Source organism: Leptobacterium flavescens (genome assembly GCF_010671605.1).
Classification (GTDB): domain Bacteria; phylum Bacteroidota; class Bacteroidia; order Flavobacteriales; family Flavobacteriaceae; genus Leptobacterium; species Leptobacterium flavescens.
In genome coordinates this window covers 669,387-686,742 of sequence record NZ_JAABOO010000003.1, presented here as the reverse complement: position 1 = coordinate 686,742, position 17,356 = coordinate 669,387, and the positions used below count along the sequence as shown (strand labels likewise).

16 protein-coding genes are annotated in these 17,356 nt (G+C 41.7%); 9 read left to right on the top strand and 7 right to left on the bottom strand.

Annotated elements, in window-relative coordinates; all coding sequences use genetic code 11:
• Positions 1-57: 57 nt before the first annotated feature.
• From porN to GWK08_RS15300, 7 genes are all read right to left on the bottom strand, one after another.
• Positions 58-948: a type IX secretion system ring subunit PorN/GldN gene (gene porN / locus GWK08_RS15330; protein WP_163608108.1), complete on the bottom strand. Its 891-nt coding sequence runs from the start codon at positions 946-948 to the stop codon at positions 58-60.
• Between the two features lie 15 nt (positions 949-963).
• Complete coding sequence (gene porM / locus GWK08_RS15325; RefSeq protein WP_163608107.1) at positions 964-2,529, bottom strand: type IX secretion system motor protein PorM/GldM; 1,566 nt, start codon at positions 2,527-2,529, stop codon at positions 964-966.
• A gap of 44 nt (positions 2,530-2,573) precedes the next feature.
• On the bottom strand, positions 2,574-3,218 hold the full coding sequence (gene porL, locus GWK08_RS15320; protein ID WP_163608106.1) for a type IX secretion system motor protein PorL/GldL: 645 nt from the start codon (positions 3,216-3,218) through the stop codon (positions 2,574-2,576).
• A gap of 44 nt (positions 3,219-3,262) precedes the next feature.
• Positions 3,263-4,618 carry a T9SS ring complex lipoprotein PorK/GldK gene (gene porK, locus GWK08_RS15315; protein WP_163608105.1) on the bottom strand — a complete coding sequence of 452 codons (1,356 nt, stop codon included), beginning with the start codon at positions 4,616-4,618 and terminating at the stop codon, positions 3,263-3,265.
• Positions 4,619-4,745: 127 nt separating this feature from the next.
• On the bottom strand, positions 4,746-5,903 hold the full coding sequence (locus GWK08_RS15310) for a formimidoylglutamase (protein WP_163608104.1): 1,158 nt from the start codon (positions 5,901-5,903) through the stop codon (positions 4,746-4,748).
• 5 nt (positions 5,904-5,908) lie between these two features.
• Positions 5,909-8,386: a type I DNA topoisomerase gene (topA, locus tag GWK08_RS15305; RefSeq protein WP_163608103.1), complete on the bottom strand. Its 2,478-nt coding sequence runs from the start codon at positions 8,384-8,386 to the stop codon at positions 5,909-5,911.
• 66 nt (positions 8,387-8,452) lie between these two features.
• On the bottom strand, positions 8,453-9,373 hold the full coding sequence (locus GWK08_RS15300; RefSeq protein WP_163608102.1) for a lipid A-modifier LpxR family protein: 921 nt from the start codon (positions 9,371-9,373) through the stop codon (positions 8,453-8,455).
• Between the two features lie 138 nt (positions 9,374-9,511).
• Here GWK08_RS15300 and miaB point away from each other — a divergent pair, with 138 nt between their 5' ends.
• The 9 genes from miaB to GWK08_RS15255 all read left to right on the top strand — a co-directional run bounded on the left by miaB (position 9,512) and on the right by GWK08_RS15255 (position 17,299).
• Positions 9,512-10,957 carry a tRNA (N6-isopentenyl adenosine(37)-C2)-methylthiotransferase MiaB gene (gene miaB, locus GWK08_RS15295; RefSeq protein WP_163608101.1) on the top strand — a complete coding sequence of 482 codons (1,446 nt, stop codon included), beginning with the start codon at positions 9,512-9,514 and terminating at the stop codon, positions 10,955-10,957.
• Between the two features lie 79 nt (positions 10,958-11,036).
• Positions 11,037-12,299 (top strand): sigma-54 interaction domain-containing protein, encoded by a 1,263-nt coding sequence (locus GWK08_RS15290; RefSeq protein ID WP_163608100.1) that lies wholly within the window; start codon positions 11,037-11,039, stop codon positions 12,297-12,299.
• A gap of 204 nt (positions 12,300-12,503) precedes the next feature.
• Positions 12,504-12,977, top strand: a complete 474-nt coding sequence (locus GWK08_RS15285) for an LptE family protein (protein WP_239524929.1) — start codon at positions 12,504-12,506, stop codon at positions 12,975-12,977.
• A gap of 2 nt (positions 12,978-12,979) precedes the next feature.
• The gene (locus tag GWK08_RS15280; protein ID WP_163608098.1) at positions 12,980-13,822 is read left to right on the top strand and encodes a hypothetical protein; all 843 of its coding nucleotides are present in this window, start codon (positions 12,980-12,982) and stop codon (positions 13,820-13,822) included.
• Positions 13,823-13,829: 7 nt separating this feature from the next.
• Positions 13,830-14,174, top strand: a complete 345-nt coding sequence (gene secG / locus GWK08_RS15275) for a preprotein translocase subunit SecG (protein ID WP_163608097.1) — start codon at positions 13,830-13,832, stop codon at positions 14,172-14,174.
• A gap of 145 nt (positions 14,175-14,319) precedes the next feature.
• Positions 14,320-14,598, top strand: a complete 279-nt coding sequence (locus tag GWK08_RS15270; protein WP_163608096.1) for a co-chaperone GroES — start codon at positions 14,320-14,322, stop codon at positions 14,596-14,598.
• A gap of 16 nt (positions 14,599-14,614) precedes the next feature.
• Positions 14,615-16,252, top strand: coding sequence for a chaperonin GroEL (groL, locus tag GWK08_RS15265; RefSeq protein ID WP_163608095.1), 1,638 nt, complete (start codon positions 14,615-14,617; stop codon positions 16,250-16,252).
• A gap of 123 nt (positions 16,253-16,375) precedes the next feature.
• Entirely contained in the window at positions 16,376-16,534 is a 159-nt protein-coding gene (locus tag GWK08_RS15260) for a hypothetical protein (RefSeq protein ID WP_163608094.1), read from the top strand.
• Between the two features lie 108 nt (positions 16,535-16,642).
• Entirely contained in the window at positions 16,643-17,299 is a 657-nt protein-coding gene (locus GWK08_RS15255) for a DUF6090 family protein (protein WP_163608093.1), read from the top strand.
• Positions 17,300-17,356 lie beyond the last annotated feature (57 nt).

Sequence of the window (17,356 nt, the reverse complement as noted above, 5' to 3'; positions counted from 1 at the left end):
TCACCAAAGTGAGCGTTTTTCATATGATATTGTTTTATGAATTGAAAAGATATGTCTTTAATAACTCCACATATCCTGTTCGAAGTCTCGGATATTTTCCTTGATCTTCTGAGATTCCAGGAGTTGGAAAAGTGCGTTATCTTTCAGATAATCCTGTATTTCCCTATCGCCGTAAACGTTATCCTCCTTATAAATGGTGCCGTTAAAGCGCCTCGAATTCAGGAGGTGGTCGAAGGAGAAGGGTCGTGCACTATTCCTTCCGTTAAACACCTTGGCTTCGTGCAGGATCTGCCGCACACTTGGGTACCATACCCAGAATAGCTCTACCGGAGGCTGGTTAGGGTCGTCAATAAAGTTCACATCGGGAGCAGCAGGTGCTATTCCAAGTAAACGATATTTAAGTTCACCTTGTCTCTTATCGAAATACCAAACTCCTTTAATATGCCATTCTTCAATATCTGCTGCGGTAAGGTCTCTCCTGTTGATGTACTCTGGAGAAATAGGCTCACCCGCATTGTATTGCTCATATCCGGCATCGGTAGTATCAATCTTGGTAAGCGTTGCTTCAAGGTCTTCTAAGGTTCTTTTTTCTGTAAAATAAGAATCTACATAGATATCTTTCAGCCTTCCGCTTTGAACGTTCTTCATCAGAACATCGTAAAGAGATCTTCTGTCTGCTCCTATATCAACAGTATCAATAGGATAGTAGAACGGGAAGTTAACACGCTCATCAAGGTCTATGACCTCCCATACGGTCTTGGACCAGAGGATATCCCTGTCGTCTACATAACCGTAAGGCAGGGGAGCATCGTTATCTGCTAGTTTCTGTTCGTTCGTCTTAACTCCGATTTCCTCGGGACGTTTCGCATTAAGCAAATTTGCTTGTGCAACCGCGCTCTGTACTACAAGTACGGCTACAACAGATAAAAATATGCTTTTCCAATTCATATCACGTAAGTTTTATTAGTTTGTAAGCTCAATAATAACAGGAGATACTTTCTTAAGTCTGTATGTTCTGTTATTAGTTATGTAAGCCTGAATATCAAAGATCTGTACAGCTTCACCTCTTTTAGCTCTTTTTAAAGCACTTTTGGCTCTGGTGTCCAGTTTGTTTCCTCTAACCTCAACAGTAGGTTGTCCGGGAACTTTGAATTTAAATCCGCTGATCGCAAGATTTAAGTCGAAATCAAAATCTTCAAGGATTGCTCCTACAGTAGAGATCTCAAGGTTCTTTCTAGGCATTTTAACCTCACCGAAATCACCTCTGATCGTACCAGAAGGTCTTGGAATATCCTTGATACGGAATTCAGATCTGGAATTAACCGTCTGTCCGTCAGGAAGTGTACCAGAAGCCGTAATGGTAACAGTTCTACCTGTACCCGGGTTCATGATATACTTACTTCCGCTGGCTCTGTTAAGTCCGGGAGCCGAAGCTCTTACCTTATTATCAGGAATACCAGGAATAGAGATCGTAATAGGGTTAGCAACACCTCTATACACAACGTTCATCTTATCTGCAGAGATTACCGCCGCATTCGGCTTGGTAATAGTAGCGAAAGATTGTAAAACCGGTACTTCTATCGGCTCACCGTCCTGCATAAATACAAGGTTACCTTCAATCTTATGGTCTCCTGCGTTTCCGGAGTTTACCTTAAGCTTAACCTGACCACCTTCGATATCGAAGTCTCTTCCTTCTACAAGCTTTCTACCGTCTAAAGTAAGGTTTACCTCATTTGGTCTGGTAGTAGCATCGGTTCTTCCTAAAACGATAGCACCGTTAAAGGTTTCTCCCTGGTAGTAGGCAGCTTTAGGCTGCTGAAGAAGGGTTGCATAGTTGTCATAAGAAACTTCACTTGTAAGTTGTCCCTGTAGCATAGCTTTAAGCACATCTTCCTCAGTAGATTTAACATCCGACTGGATCTGAGTGATCTTTGTAAGCGATGCGATCAGTGGGAAACCTTCGAAGTGGTAGTTTAACCAGTCAACCGGTCTTCCGTCTCTATTCTTTACTTTTCCGTTCTCACCGGTAGTAAAGCGGTTCATTACTGCTTCCTGAGTATCTTTAAAATCCTCTCCTAAAGCAGCAAGTACTTCAGTTCTGAACGAATTCATTTTATCAATGAACTCCTGTCCTTCAGAAGAGTACTTATCTCCCTGGAAGAACCTCTGATCAAGATAATCAGCTTTGTCCATTGTTTCGTAATCCGTTTTATCTTCTAGCTTTTCGGTCATTGCGGTTTTAATACCTTCCAGATATGTGTAGTAATCTGATGATAATTGCTTTACCGTTTGGGCTTTTTCGAACAAAGGCCCATATTTCTCAGCGTTCTCGCCAGCCTTCACTTCAAGACCGGAAAGGAATGCCAAGTTATTTTCCGTAGTTTTCTGATTTGAAGTTTCTAACTTCTCATTCATCAGACCGAAAGCCGATAGTACCTCCTTACTCATATTCAGTGCAAGCATCGCAATAAATACAAGATACATGAGGTTAATCATCTTCTGTCTAGGTGATAAACTATTTCCTGCCATTTCTAATTAGTTTTGGTTAATAAAATAAGTAGGTTATACACTAATTAGTTTTTGTTCATTGCAGATAACATTCCACCGTAAACACCATTTAAAGAAGAAAGGTTTGTAGCTAAAGAAGCCATTTGCTCTTTAAGCTTACCAGCGTTATTGGTAACTTCTTCGTTAATTGTAGCTTGTCTGCTAGCGCTTTCCAGCTGAACTTTATACAAACTGTTCAATGACTCCATTTGGGCAGCAGCCAATGAAAGCTCTTCGCTGTATTTTTGAGTAGAAGAAATAGCATCTACCGTAGGCGCCATATTTTTAGCAGCTCCTTCGAAGTTTCTGATGCTCTCTCCAAGACTGTTCATTAATTCAGAATCGATCTTAGCTTCTTTTAACAGATCATCTAATTTCTTAGATAATTGTCCTTCAGCTTCTTTCACCTGGTTAGCTTCTTTCTTTTTGGAAGCTCCTCCTGCCAATTCAGGATATACCAGGGTCCAGTCTAAATCATCATCTACAGGCTCAAAAGCAGAGATCGCGAAAATAACCGCCTCTGTGATCAAACCTACAGCTAACAGGAATCCACCGTTTAACGGACCTAATTCCCAGTGTAAGATCTTAAATAATGCTCCCAGGATAACAATAGAAGCTCCTAATCCGTAAGCTAAATTAAATAGCTTTTTTGTTGACTTTGATTGTGCCATAGTAATTTGGTTTTAGTTAAGTATAATTAATAATAAAAATTTGGTTACTTCGTAGAGACTGCATCAGTACCTAAATAATCCTGAACCGTTCTGAAACCGATATAGCTTCTCGCGGAATCCTGATATTCGTAATCTCTGGTACTTACCTGCAGGAAATACGCAACATCTTTCCATGAACCTCCTCTAATAACCTTACGCCTGTTACTGTCGTCATAAGCATTAGGGTTCATGGTTGAAACATACTCATAAGAATTGGGGTCGAAGGAAGAATTTGTCCATTCAGACACATTCCCCGCCATATTATAAAGATTGTAATCGTTTGGCTCGTAAGACTTAGCTTCAACTGTGTAAAGCGCCTGATCTGCTGCATAATCCCCTCTCTGAGGTTTGAAGTTTGCAAGGAAACATCCTCTGTCATTCAGGATATACGGACCTCCCCACGGATAGGTAGCCGATTCGAGTCCGCCTCGCGCAGCATATTCCCATTCAGCTTCTGTTGGAAGTCTGAACTGGTTTACATTATGACGTTTTCTTCTTTTCTGATCGTCATTCTTGTATTTTGTTCTCCAGTTACAGAATGCCTTGGCCTGTTTCCAGTTGATCCCTACAACCGGATAGTCACTAAAGGCATCGTGCCAGAAATAATCGTTGTGCATAGGCTCGTTATACGAGTATGCAAAATCCTTGATCCATACCGTAGTATCCGGATAGATCTCTATTTTTTCCGTTCTCACAAAATCCTTTCTGTTACCCTTTTTAGCACGGGCAGCAGCCTGGATATCCATCCATGAGTACTGGAACTGAAGTTTTTTCACATCTATTGTACGAACTCCGTTGTACGATTCCTCCAAAGGAATATACATAGAGTCCATGATCTCAGAATAGTACGCATCAGGATAGTCCGATGTATTCCATTCAAGGTCGATCTCTTTATTTAAAGCTCTTCCCTCATAACCGGTTTCTCCCAAGCCGGCATAATTGTCGAGCATATACTTATCGTATTCTGATAGATTAGTAGTATCGGCATCTTTAAAGGCAAACTCGCCAATACCTCCGTTTCCGGGAACTTCACCTAGTTCGTCAGCAAAAATGGCTAGTTTGGTTCTAACAATAGAATCTTTTACCCATTCAACAAATTGCCTGTATTCACTATTGGTGATTTCTGTTTCGTCCATGTAGAAGGAACGAACGGTAACGGTTTTTGTGGGCGCATTCTTTACTTGCGCAAAATCGTCATCTGACTTACCCATGATGAAAGAACCACCCGGGATTAGAGTCATACCATAGGGTTTTTCAGGGTACCATTTTTTTCCCTTTACTCCCACTAATTCACCTTTGTCTTTCGAACCACAGCTATACAAAAGTGAACCTAAGGCTATGAATATTAATAGCTTTTTCATACGTTGTAGGTTAAATTAAAATTAAGATTCGAGGCTGTAAACCTATTTAATATATTCGATATACACAATTTTTTTTGTGAAATCTCTATTTCATCGATAAATAAATGTATTTTATCTAACATAATCCTTAAACTATCGTTTTCTTATAAGCTTTCCACCATCTTTCAGGTATTACTTCATTGCATGCATCCAGGTAATCCTGATGTGTGCAAGGTAATAACGCATGTCTTTTTAATTTATTATTCAAATTTGGAATAATTGGTATTTCTATCCACCATCGACCTGAAAGATTGCTCTTATAAAACGATAATTCTTCACTTTCTATAAGGACTATATATTTATCATAGTTTTCATATGATGTAAAAGGGTAGTCATTTTTCCTGAAGTTCACCCCTTCAATAAAGTACCATATCATCTGTGCAATAAGCTGAGAGAACTGAGGGGTATTTCCGCACTCATAAACACCAAAAACAGAAACCTTATCACTGATACCCGCATATCGGGAGATAGCACAGATCTCCCTGCCGTCAAAACCATTAGGGGCCGTATGGTACGCACTGCCCAGTTCACTGCCCTTTACCGAATTCATATCCACACTTACAATATCGGCATCCCTCATAACAGGCTCCACGATGGTAATATCGTTAATTACCTGGCCCAGCCTGTAAGTGTCGAAGAACAACTTCTCCATAAGATCTATCTCTTCCTGAGCGTTGTAATAACTCTGGTAGCCCAGGTTGCAGAAGTTAAAAAGGTTATTGGGTTTCTCTACTATAATCTTACTCATATAGGATTGAGAGGAGATCAGCTCATCTGTCCCGCCAAAATCGAACTTGCTGTCTACAGATACCATATTAACCATATCGCTCTGACCGTCATAAGCGCGGTATGTAGCATAGGTTATATCCTGACTGCCCCCTATAAGTACGGGGATGATCTTTTTCTCCAGCAGTTCGGCAACAACAGATTTAATGGCAAAGTAGGTATCCTCTACCGTTTCACCTTCGCTGATATCGCCCATATCGGCAATACCATGGCTCCAGTTACCGCTAAACAACTTGTAGATCTCCAGGCGGATATTACCCAGGTTGAGTTTCTCCTTGGGTTTCACAAAGGCATTGCGGCTCTCACCTACTCCTATTATTGCAATTTTAACATCGGAAAGATCCGGAAGGCCATCCTTTTCGGAATGAATTTTTATGATCTTACCCAGGGCCTGTTTCGGCAATAATTGATTATGTGCCAGTACAACACTTTCAACAGGAGAGAGAAAATCAAAATTCATAGGTTCTATTTTTTAGCCTTGGCTCTTGTTTTTTTCTTAGGGCTTTGTTTTTCAATAATTTCTTTTACTTCTTCAAGGCTTAATTTGGATGCATCCACATCTTTGGAAAGCTCTATTTTGGTTTTCCCTTTGATGATATTTGATCTGCCCCAACGCGCTTTTTCAATTCGGATCCCTTCTTCTGTCCATTCCTGGATAAGCTTTTCGGCCTCCTTTTTTATCTTGTCTTCTATAAGCTGCTCAATATCCTGCTGAGACAGATTATCGAAGTCGTATTTTCTGTTTACGTTGATGAACATCCCGTTCCATTTGATAAACGGACCGAAGCGTCCTTTTCCTTTGGTCACTTCAAAACCTTTATAAGATGCGATAGGAGCATCTGCCTTTTGTTTCTGTTTGATAAGTTCTATGGCTCTCTCCATACTAACATCAAAGACATCGTCATCCTTGTCCAGAGACACAAAACTCTTTCCGAAGCGTACATACGGGCCAAATCTACCGACATTTACTTCTACAGCCTGCCCCTCGTATTCCCCTAAAGATCTCGGCAACTTAAAGAGGTCGAGTGCCTCTTCAAAGGTAATGGTGTCTATAGACTGATCCGGCAGTAAGCTGGCAAACAAAGGTTTTTCTTCCTCGTCTGCAGTACCTATCTGTACCATAGACCCGAAGCGTCCGAGGCGTACACTCAACTGTCGCCCGCTCTTGGGATCAACCCCAAGGACACGCTCTCCTGTTTCCCGCTCTGCATTTTCCTCTACGTCCAGTACCTGCGGATGGAAATCTTTGTAGAAATCCTTCATCATCTGGGTCCAGTCTTCTCCTCCCGATGCAATATCATCAAAATCCTGCTCTACCTTGGCGGTAAAGTTGTAATCCAGGATGGAAGAGAAATTATTTACCAGAAAATCATTTACGATCATCCCTATATCGGTAGGGGTCATTTTTCCTTTATCGCTTCCCACATTTTCGGTGAGGGTAGCTTCCTTGATCTCATGACTTTTTAAAGTAAGCTGAACATATTTACGTTCTACACCTTCTACAGCTCCTTTTTCTACATAGCCTCTGTTCTGAATGGTTGAAATGGTCGGGGCGTAGGTAGACGGTCTTCCGATACCCAGTTCTTCCAGTTTCTTTACCAGGGAAGCTTCCGTGTAACGGTAAGGAGGACGTGTAAAACGTTCGGTAGCCGTTATAAATGTATTGAAGACCTCTTCCGAAACCCTTAATTCCGGAAGCATTCCTTCCTGCTCTTCTTCTTCATCATCGGTTCCTTCCAGGTACACTTTCAGGAAACCATCAAATTTCAATACCTCTCCGTTGGCAGTAAATAATTCTTTATGTGTATTCGATTGTATCTTAACATTAGTACGTTCCAGTTCGGCATCACTCATTTGCGAGGCGATGGTCCGCTTCCAGATCAGCTCATATAATCTGGCCTGGTCTCTTTCCATATTTACAGAACTCCTGGAAATATCTGTCGGGCGTATCGCTTCGTGAGCCTCCTGTGCCCCTTTAGCTTTGCTGGTATAGTTTCTCGGCTTGCTGTATTTATCTCCGTATGAGTTTATGATCTCATTTTTCGTCGCTTCGATCGCTTCTCCCGAAAGGTTCACACTATCCGTTCTCATATAGGTGATCAATCCCGCTTCGTACAGTCGCTGTGCCACGGTCATGGTCTTACTTACCGAGAAATAAAGTTTTCTTGAAGCTTCCTGCTGAAGTGTGGAAGTCGTAAACGGTGCTGCCGGCGATTTCTTTGCCGGTTTTGTATCGAGATCGGCAATGGTAAATTCGGCCCCTGCATTCTTTTCCAAAAACAGCTTTGCCTCTTCCCTGGTCGGGAAGGTCTTACCTAATCTGGCACGGAATCCTTTTCCTTTCTGATTTTTAAATTCGGCTACTACCCTGAAAGAAGCTTCCGGTTTAAATGCCTGGATCTCCCTTTCACGTTCAACGATCAATCGTACGGAAACAGATTGTACCCTTCCGGCAGAAAGACCTGCCTTTACTTTTTTCCAGAGAACGGGCGATAATTCGTATCCAACAAGTCTGTCCAGTACCCTTCTGGCTTGCTGTGCATTTACCAAGTTATAATCTATACTTCTCGGGTTTTCTATAGCCTTGAGAATAGCGTTCTTTGTAATCGCATTAAAAACGATCCTTCTGGTTTTATTTTTATCTAATTTTAAGGTTTCCGCCAGGTGCCATGCAATGGCCTCCCCCTCGCGGTCTTCATCACTGGCCAGCCAAACTAACTCTGCTTTACTTGCCAGTTCCTTTAATTTTTTAACTATCGCTTTTTTGTCTTTGGAGACTATATATTTGGGCTTAAAATCTTTCTCCACATCAATCCCCATCTCCTTGGAAGGAAGATCCGCAATATGACCGAAACTCGACTCTACTTTATAATCCTTTCCCAGAAATTTTTCAATAGTCTTTGCCTTGGCAGGCGACTCCACAATTACTAAATTCTTAGCCATACGCTCATTTTTTGAGAATACAAAAGTAATAGAATTTAATAATTTCCTAGTTTGAAGTTTAAAATTTTAAAAGTTACGGCCGAATGCAAGGGAGATAAAACTGTGATTTCTCGCCAGTGGCGTCTCCTTACTGTTAGCTCTGTACTCTACCTTAAAAATGCTGCGTTTGATATTAAGGGTAACTCCTGCTTTAAAAAACAAAAGATGGGTTTCGGCATCCAGGGTAAAGGGAGCATTATCATTTAAAAAACTTCCCTCTATCAGTGAATTGTGTGCTACATATCTGTATGAAGCTCCTACATATCCAAAGAACTCTGTCTGATCATTACCTATTATATTATAGAGAGAAGATTGATGAAGTGTCCTTCTTCTTCCAAAGGAGAAGGTAAGCCCCTGCTGAACAAAAATATCTTTGGTTCCCAGAGAGGCATTGGATTCAAGACTAAAGAAAGCCCCTCCTTTTTCAGAGAGTCGGAAATCTGCAATATAACGTCCTTTGAGGTTCAGCATAAATTCTCCGGGGATCTGTGCTTCCCAGGTAGGTTCATCCCCAAAGTCGAGAAGGTCATGATACCAGATCTGCAGTTTCCCTGCCAGGGAGGCATTACCGGTTACTCCCGCCTCCAATTGAAGTCCCCATAAATTCTTGCGGTTGGCTTTCAGGATCTCGGAGGAAACAGACAACCAGCCCGAAAAGGGGTAATCAAATACATCCGTATTTCTTTCATCCAGCTCATCGGGAGAATAGCCTGCCTGAAACAAGCTGAAGTTAAGCTGAAGGACGCCGTCGTCTTCTTTCCTGAAAATAAAATCGGACTCCAGTGCACGTGAATAGTTAAACCAGGTACCGAAAGAATAGTACCGGTCGCTCCTCGTAAAAAAGTCGTTATCATGACCTACCAGGATCTGATTCCTGTACTCTCCGTCCTGTGCGGAAAGTATTGGAATACTGAAAAGACAAAATACAAAATAAAGGAGGTAACGCAATCTTACTTTTTTGATTGAAAATTTACGTCCAAAGTAACAAATTTAATGTTACCTCAATATAAAGATTATCTTAAAACTGACACTTTGACACCTCATTATTTTAATTTATCTTTGCCTTCTCTTTTTGGAGATTGAATTATGGAGAAAATCATAGATGAAAACAAACAGGGTAACAGCCTTGTTTTAGAGCAGAATACAGAGAACAAGCGTAAGCTTTATATTGAAAGTTACGGTTGCCAAATGAACTTTTCAGATAGTGAGATCGTAGCTTCGATCCTCGCCAAGGAGGGTTTTAATACTACCCAGCAGATGGAGGAAGCCGATCTGGTTCTTGTAAACACCTGTTCTATCAGAGATAAAGCGGAGCAGACGGTTAGAAAGCGCCTGGAAAAATTCAATGCAGTTAAAAAGATCAATCCCGGAATGAAAGTCGGTGTGCTGGGCTGTATGGCCGAGCGTCTGAAAAGCAAATTCCTGGAAGAAGAGAAGATCGTAGATATGGTGGTTGGCCCAGATGCATATAAGGACCTGCCCAACCTCGTACAGGAAATAGATGAAGGAAGGAATGCCGTAAATGTCATCCTTTCCAAAGAAGAAACTTATGGCGACATCGCCCCGGTACGTTTAAACAGCAATGGAGTAACGGCTTTTGTCTCCATTACCAGGGGATGTGACAATATGTGTACCTTCTGTGTGGTTCCTTTTACCCGCGGAAGAGAACGAAGCAGGGATCCTCAATCCATTATTGAGGAAGTTAACGACCTTTGGAACAAAGGCTTTAAGGAGATCACTCTTTTAGGACAGAATGTAGATAGTTATCTGTGGTATGGCGGTGGATTGAAAAAGGATTTCGAGAAGGCTTCCGAGATGCAGAAAGCCACGGCTACCGATTTTGCCGGACTTCTTTCTTTGGTGGCCGAAGCGCAACCAAAAATGAGGATACGTTTCTCCACTTCCAATCCTCAGGACATGACAGAAGATGTGCTTCACGTTATGGCAAAATATGAGAATATCTGTAAGTATATCCACCTGCCCGTTCAATCGGGAAGTGATCGCATCCTGAAAGAAATGAACAGGCTTCACACCAGGGAAGAGTATTTCGGGCTTATCGATAAGATCCGTGAGATCATTCCGGATTGTGCGGTTTCCCAGGATATGATTACCGGGTTCCCTACAGAGACCGAAGAAGATCATCAGGATACACTGTCTCTTATGGAATATGTGAAATACGACTTTGGCTTTATGTTCGCTTACTCGGAAAGGCCTGGCACAATGGCTGCCCGTAAGATGGAAGATGATATTCCCGATGATGTAAAGAAAAGGCGCTTACAGGAGATCGTAAACCTGCAGCAGGAGCACAGTCTTTACAGAACACAGCAACATCTAGGCAAAACCGAAGAGGTACTTATTGAAAAAGCTTCTAAAAAATCGGATGAGCACTGGTCGGGGCGCAATACTCAGAACACCGTGGTTGTTTTCCCGAAAGGAGATTATAAGGTAGGGGATTTTGTCGATGTAAAGATTACCGATTGTACCTCTGCTACTTTAATAGGGGAAGCAGTGGGTTACTCTAAGAACAACTAAGAAAACAACAGAATCTGTCAGTTAAAAATGCCTGGTATTGTTTTTGACAGGCTATGGCAGACAATCTAATACAATATATATGGAATCCGTTCAGGCCATAAAACAACGTTTCGGTATTATCGGTAACGATATAAAACTCAACCGTGCCATAGAAAAGAGTATCCAGGTAGCACCTACCGATATTTCTGTTTTGGTAACGGGAGAGAGTGGTGTTGGAAAAGAGAGCATTCCGAAGATCATACATTCCCTTTCACATCGTAAACACGGGAAATACATTGCTGTGAACTGCGGAGCTATTCCGGAGGGAACTATAGACAGTGAGCTTTTCGGGCACGAAAAAGGGGCCTTTACCGGAGCCACTTCTACCAGAAGCGGGTATTTTGAGGAAGCCGACGGCGGAACCATCTTCCTGGATGAAGTTGGAGAACTGCCGCTTACCACCCAGGTACGTTTGCTAAGGGTACTGGAGAACGGGGAATTCCTGAAGGTCGGATCGTCTAAAGTTCAGAAGACCGATGTGAGAATAGTGGCTGCGACCAACGTTAATATGTTCGATGCCATTAAAAAGGAAAAATTCAGGGAAGACCTCTATTATCGTCTGAGTACGGTAGAGATCAACCTCCCTCCACTGCGCGACCGAAAAGAGGATATCCATTTACTGTTCAGGAAGTTCGCAGCAGATTTTGCACAGAAATACAAAATGCCTACCATTCGCTTGCAGGAAGATGCCATACAGGTACTCCTGAAGCACCGGTGGGGAGGAAACATCCGGCAATTGCGAAACGTTGCCGAGCAGATATCTGTTCTGGAACAGGATCGTTCTATTAGCGGAAGCACGTTGATGGGCTATCTTCCTCATACAGGATCCAATCTTCCGGCAGTCATAAGCAAGGAGAAGAATGAAAGCGATTTCAGCAATGAAAGAGAGATCCTCTACAAGGTGCTTTTTGATATGAAAAGCGACCTTAACGACCTGAAGAAACTTACCCTGGAGCTGATGCAGAACGACAACCATAAAGAGGTTCAGGAAGAGAATGAGGGACTTATCCGAAAGATCTACAGGGAAGAAGAACAGGTGGCTTTCGAAGATACGGACGATGAGATGGAAGTGTTACAGATACCTCAGCAGGTGCATGCTCCCAGCCCACAAATAACACAGGAAGACAAATATCATTTTGCAGAAGAAATAGAAGAAGAAGAAACCCTGTCCTTGCACGATAAGGAACTGGAGCTGATAAAAAAAGCCCTGGAAAGGAATAAGGGAAAACGCAAGGCGGCGGCCGCCGAACTGGGGATCTCAGAGCGTACCCTCTACCGCAAGATCAAACAATATGATCTGTGATCGGGATTTCGGATTTACGATTGAAGATTTATGATTTTTAGTTATCAAGAGTTAATAACTAAAAAACTAAATTTCAGTTAAATAATGTAAAAGTTAACCCAAAGTAGCTAAGGCAGCTATCTTTAAAGAAGCAATTACTTAATTTTGTAGAATTACTACAATCCAAGAAGGATGATAAGATATATAAAACAACTATCCGCATTAATGTTACTCCTGTTTGTAGCTCAGGGATGCGGGATCTATAACTTTACCGGAGGGAACCCCGGACTTGCCAAGACCTTTCAGGTAGATTTCTTTCAGAACAATGCCCCTATTATAGAACCGGGGCTGGACCGTCAGTTTACACTGGCGCTGCAGGATGTCATTCAGAGTCAGACCAACCTGGATCTGGTTACGGCCAGCGCAGATCTGGTATATGCGGGAGAGATCGTAGATTACCGGATCACCCCTAACAGTGCAACTTCTAATCAGACAGCTGCCCTGAACCGCCTAACCATTGCGGTTAATGTACGCTTTACAAACAATGTGGAAGACGACAAGGATTTTGAAAGGAGATTTTCTTTCTTCTTCGATTTCCCGGCCACCACACAGGTAGATGCCATAGAACAAACGGCTTTCGAGGAGATCTTCGACCGTTTAACACAAGATATATTTAACGCTTCCCTAGCCGATTGGTAGAGATGAATGTTTCAGATTTTATACAGCTTTTGCACAGACCCGACACTGTAGACCTGGAGGGCTCTGTTTCCCTGGAAAAAGTACTGGATGAGTATCCATATTTTCAGGCGGCAAGAGCCGTATACCTCAAAGGTTTAAAGAATCTGGACAGCTTTAAGTACAATCAGGCTTTAAAATGTACGGCGGCCTATACGGCAGACCGGACAATCCTTTTCGATTTTATCACTTCCGAGGATTTTAAACAGAATTCCATTGCTAAAAATATCAGCAAACAGTCTGTAGCTCTGGAGGATATTTTTGTAGAGGCCGAGGAGGTTCCTTCTTTCAGGGAAATGGAGACCCGCGAAGTTTTTCTCGGAACCAAAAGTGAGGCCAATGCCGTTCTGGATCCTGCTCTTTTTGAGAAAAAAGAAGAGGAGGAAGAGGATGAATTGCAATTGGGAAAACCTCTGGAGTTTGATGAGAATGAAAAACATTCTTTTAGCGAATGGCTGAAACTTTCCAAACTGAAACCCATAGATCGCGGGCAGGAGGAAGAGAAAAAAGAAGAGAGCGATACGACAGATAAAAAGAAAGAGAAATTCGATCTGATCGATAAATTTATAGCCTCTAATCCTAAGATCGTTCCCAGTAAAGAATCGGGTTCTTCCGTGAACCTGGCGAAGCAAAATATGGTGGAGCGATCCGAATTAATGACAGAAACTCTTGCCAGGGTATACCTCGAACAAAAAAAATACAAGAAGGCAATACAGGCCTATAAAATTTTAAGTTTGAAATATCCGGAAAAAAGTGGTTTCTTTGCAGACCAAATTCGAGCAGTAAAAAAATTACAACAAAATAATTGACAGAGAAATGAGTATGTTTTCAATCTTTTTAATACTAATTATTATTGTCTCATTTTTATTAGTATTAGTGATCATGGTACAGAACCCTAAAGGTGGTGGATTATCTTCTTCTTTTGGAGGAAGCGGAAGTCAGGTTGTTGGAGGTGTTCAAAAAACAGGGGATTTCCTTGACAAGAGTACCTGGACATTGGCAACCTTACTGATTATATTAATCCTGGTATCCAACGTAACTATTAAATCCGGTAACGGAACTGCAGATTCCAGATTACTTGATGGGAATCAAATAGAGAATACCACCCCTGCAACAGACAATACAGTACCTGTTCAGGCACAGGATTCCACCCAACAGTAAAAACGATATTTTAAAGAATATTAATGCCAGCTTGTCATTCCAGCTGGCATTTTTTTTTAGAAATGTCAGCTTAAATAAATTGGCACAATTTCTGTCAATTAGTAGTCCGAATAAATTAATAAACAATTAAAAAATAAGTATAAAAATGGCTGAGTTAAACATTAAACCACTGGCTGACAGGGTTCTTATCGAGCCTGTAGCAGCTGAGACTACAACAGCTTCAGGTATCTATATTCCTGATACTGCAAAAGAAAAACCTCAAAAAGGAGTAGTTGTGGCAGTTGGGCCTGGTACTAATGAAAATCCAATTACCGTTGCGGTTGGCGACACAGTACTTTACGGAAAATATTCAGGAACCGAACTAAAACTTGAAGGAACCGATTATTTAATTATGCGCGAAAGTGACATTTTAGCAATTGTTTAAAACATAACCAAAGATCATGGCAAAAGATATAAAATTTGATGTAGAAGCACGCGACGGCCTAAAAAGAGGTGTCGACGCTTTAGCGAATGCTGTAAAAGTAACATTAGGACCTAAAGGAAGAAATGTAATTATCGATAAGTCCTTCGGGGCTCCTACCGTAACAAAGGACGGGGTTTCTGTAGCCAAGGAAATAGAGCTTGAGAACGAATTGGAAAATATGGGAGCACAGATGGTTAAAGAAGTTGCTTCCAAGACCAATGACCTTGCCGGTGACGGAACAACAACAGCAACTGTACTTGCTCAATCCATCGTTAGAGAAGGATTAAAGAACGTTGCGGCAGGTGCCAATCCAATGGACCTGAAAAGAGGAATAGACAAGGCGGTTGAAGCTATTGTTGAAGACCTTTCAAAACAAGCTAAAAAAGTAGGTGATTCTACAGAAAAGATCAAGCAGGTAGCTTCTATTTCTGCTAATAACGACCCTACCATAGGAGAGCTTATCGCACAGGCGTTTGACAAAGTAGGGAAAGAAGGAGTAATTACCGTTGAAGAAGCAAAAGGAACCGATACTCACGTAGATGTAGTAGAAGGAATGCAGTTCGACAGAGGGTACCTTTCTCCTTATTTCGTTACAGATTCAGAAAAGATGACGACTGATCTTGACAATCCTTATATTCTTCTTTTCGATAAGAAGATCTCTTCAATGAAAGACCTTCTTCCTGTACTTGAACCCGTAGCACAATCAGGAAAGCCTCTGTTAATTATTGCCGAAGACGTAGACGGGGAAGCCCTGGCTACCCTGGTAGTAAACAAATTAAGAGGAGCTCTTAAGATAGCTGCAGTTAAAGCACCCGGATTCGGAGACAGAAGAAAAGCCATGCTGGAAGATATTGCTATCCTTACCGGAGGTACTGTTATTTCGGAAGAAAGAGGATTTACCTTAGAGAATGCCACTATCGAAATGTTAGGTACTGCAGAAAGAGTAACTATCGACAAAGATAATACTACAGTGGTTAATGGTGCAGGAGATGTGGAAAACATCAAAGCCAGAGTAAACCAGATCAAAGCTCAGATCGAGAGTACTACATCAGATTACGATAAAGAAAAACTTCAGGAGCGTCTTGCCAAGCTTGCAGGAGGTGTTGCCGTACTATATGTAGGTGCTGCTTCGGAAGTAGAAATGAAAGAAAAGAAAGACCGTGTAGATGACGCTTTACACGCTACAAGAGCGGCAGTAGAAGAAGGTATTGTTGCCGGTGGAGGTGTTGCACTTGTAAGAGCTAAGTCGGTATTGGAAGGTATCAAAACCGAGAATAACGATGAAACTACCGGAGTTCAGATCGTAGCCAGAGCAATTGAAGAACCTTTAAGAACCATTGTTGAGAATGCTGGAGGTGAAGGTTCTGTAGTTACGGCTAAGGTTTTAGACGGAAAAGACGATTTCGGATATGATGCAAAATCTGAGGAGTTCGTGAACATGTTCAAAGCCGGGATCATCGATCCTAAGAAAGTAACACGTATCGCCCTTGAAAATGCAGCTTCCGTATCAGGAATGATCCTGACAACAGAATGTGCATTGGTAGACATCAAGGAAGAAGCTCCTGCCGGAGGCGGAATGCCACCAATGGGCGGAGGTATGCCAGGAATGATGTAATTCATATTCATACAGATACAGAAAACCGCTTTAGTGATAAAGCGGTTTTTTTATTTTTTTACTTTTTGGGGGTAAGAATCCTGTTTTTTCAACACATACTTATATATCATAAAATTTTATATCATGAAAAAACAAAATTTAAAAAGCTTAAAGCTTGTGAAAAAATCGGTTGCAAACTTACAATCACAGGAAGTAAAAGGAGGAGCAGCGTCCGATCATCCGAATTGTGAACACTGGATCTCCCAATTGCTCGGAGGAGGATCTTACTGCCATTGTTTATAAAATTAAGGCGAGCTTAGGCTCGCTTTTCTTTTTTAACCTCCAACCCCTCCATTCCCGCTTATTTTACTTCTCTTCGTATATTTATAATGACCAACCGTTTATATAAATATGAAGAAAATCAATTGGCGTTATGCTTTCGGGGAGATCCTCATTGTCATTATAGGTATCAGCATTGCCTTTAGCATCAACAAATATTCAGAGAACCGAAGTGATAATCAGCTCAGGCAGCAATACCTCCTTAACCTGAAAAAAGATGTGGAAGAAGACAAAAAGGAACTGGAAGAGAACATACGTAAGCTGGATGAAAAGACAGCCATAATCCGGGAGATCCTTCCTGTTTTAAGTCCGGGTGCGGAAGAAAAAGATATCATCTCCAAAAACCTCGCAACCATATCTTCCATCATAGATTTCAGTCCTAACAATATTACCTACCTCAGCCTGATCAATTCGGGAGATATGAAACTGATAGATGATTTTAAGCTAAAGACCAGCATTGAAGGGCATTATTCAGGAACCTACAGAATGCTTTCCATGGATTACGAACGTCAGGTGGCTATCAACAAAAAATACCTGGCCGACTACTATATAGATCATCTCGATTTTGACCGGGTAAAAGAAGGTGGCTCCGCCTTCGGGAACAAGGATCGACTGAAAAGGATCCTGAACAGCATTTACGGTGCCTGTATCATCAAAAAACAAAGTTCACTCAAAGCCATCGAGAGTTGCGATGAATTGATCAGCCTTCTTGACGGGTATGTTGATTAGTCGTTGTTGGTTGTTAGTTGATAGTTGTTGGTTAGTGGTTGCTGGTTGATCGTTGTT

Bases quoted from the DNA above. Each gene is read 5' to 3' on its own strand.
- porN (WP_163608108.1), bottom strand. From the start codon at position 948: ATGAATTGGAAAAGCATATTTTTATCTGTTGTAGCCGTACTTGTAGTA.
- porM (WP_163608107.1), bottom strand. From the start codon at position 2,529: ATGGCAGGAAATAGTTTATCACCTAGACAGAAGATGATTAACCTCATG.
- porL (WP_163608106.1), bottom strand. From the start codon at position 3,218: ATGGCACAATCAAAGTCAACAAAAAAGCTATTTAATTTAGCTTACGGA.
- porK (WP_163608105.1), bottom strand. From the start codon at position 4,618: ATGAAAAAGCTATTAATATTCATAGCCTTAGGTTCACTTTTGTATAGC.
- GWK08_RS15310 (WP_163608104.1), bottom strand. From the start codon at position 5,903: ATGAATTTTGATTTTCTCTCTCCTGTTGAAAGTGTTGTACTGGCACAT.
- topA (WP_163608103.1), bottom strand. From the start codon at position 8,386: ATGGCTAAGAATTTAGTAATTGTGGAGTCGCCTGCCAAGGCAAAGACT.
- miaB (WP_163608101.1), top strand. From the start codon at position 9,512: ATGGAGAAAATCATAGATGAAAACAAACAGGGTAACAGCCTTGTTTTA.
- GWK08_RS15290 (WP_163608100.1), top strand. From the start codon at position 11,037: ATGGAATCCGTTCAGGCCATAAAACAACGTTTCGGTATTATCGGTAAC.
- GWK08_RS15285 (WP_239524929.1), top strand. From the start codon at position 12,504: ATGTTACTCCTGTTTGTAGCTCAGGGATGCGGGATCTATAACTTTACC.
- GWK08_RS15280 (WP_163608098.1), top strand. From the start codon at position 12,980: ATGAATGTTTCAGATTTTATACAGCTTTTGCACAGACCCGACACTGTA.
- secG (WP_163608097.1), top strand. From the start codon at position 13,830: ATGAGTATGTTTTCAATCTTTTTAATACTAATTATTATTGTCTCATTT.
- GWK08_RS15270 (WP_163608096.1), top strand. From the start codon at position 14,320: ATGGCTGAGTTAAACATTAAACCACTGGCTGACAGGGTTCTTATCGAG.
- groL (WP_163608095.1), top strand. From the start codon at position 14,615: ATGGCAAAAGATATAAAATTTGATGTAGAAGCACGCGACGGCCTAAAA.
- GWK08_RS15260 (WP_163608094.1), top strand. From the start codon at position 16,376: ATGAAAAAACAAAATTTAAAAAGCTTAAAGCTTGTGAAAAAATCGGTT.
- GWK08_RS15255 (WP_163608093.1), top strand. From the start codon at position 16,643: ATGAAGAAAATCAATTGGCGTTATGCTTTCGGGGAGATCCTCATTGTC.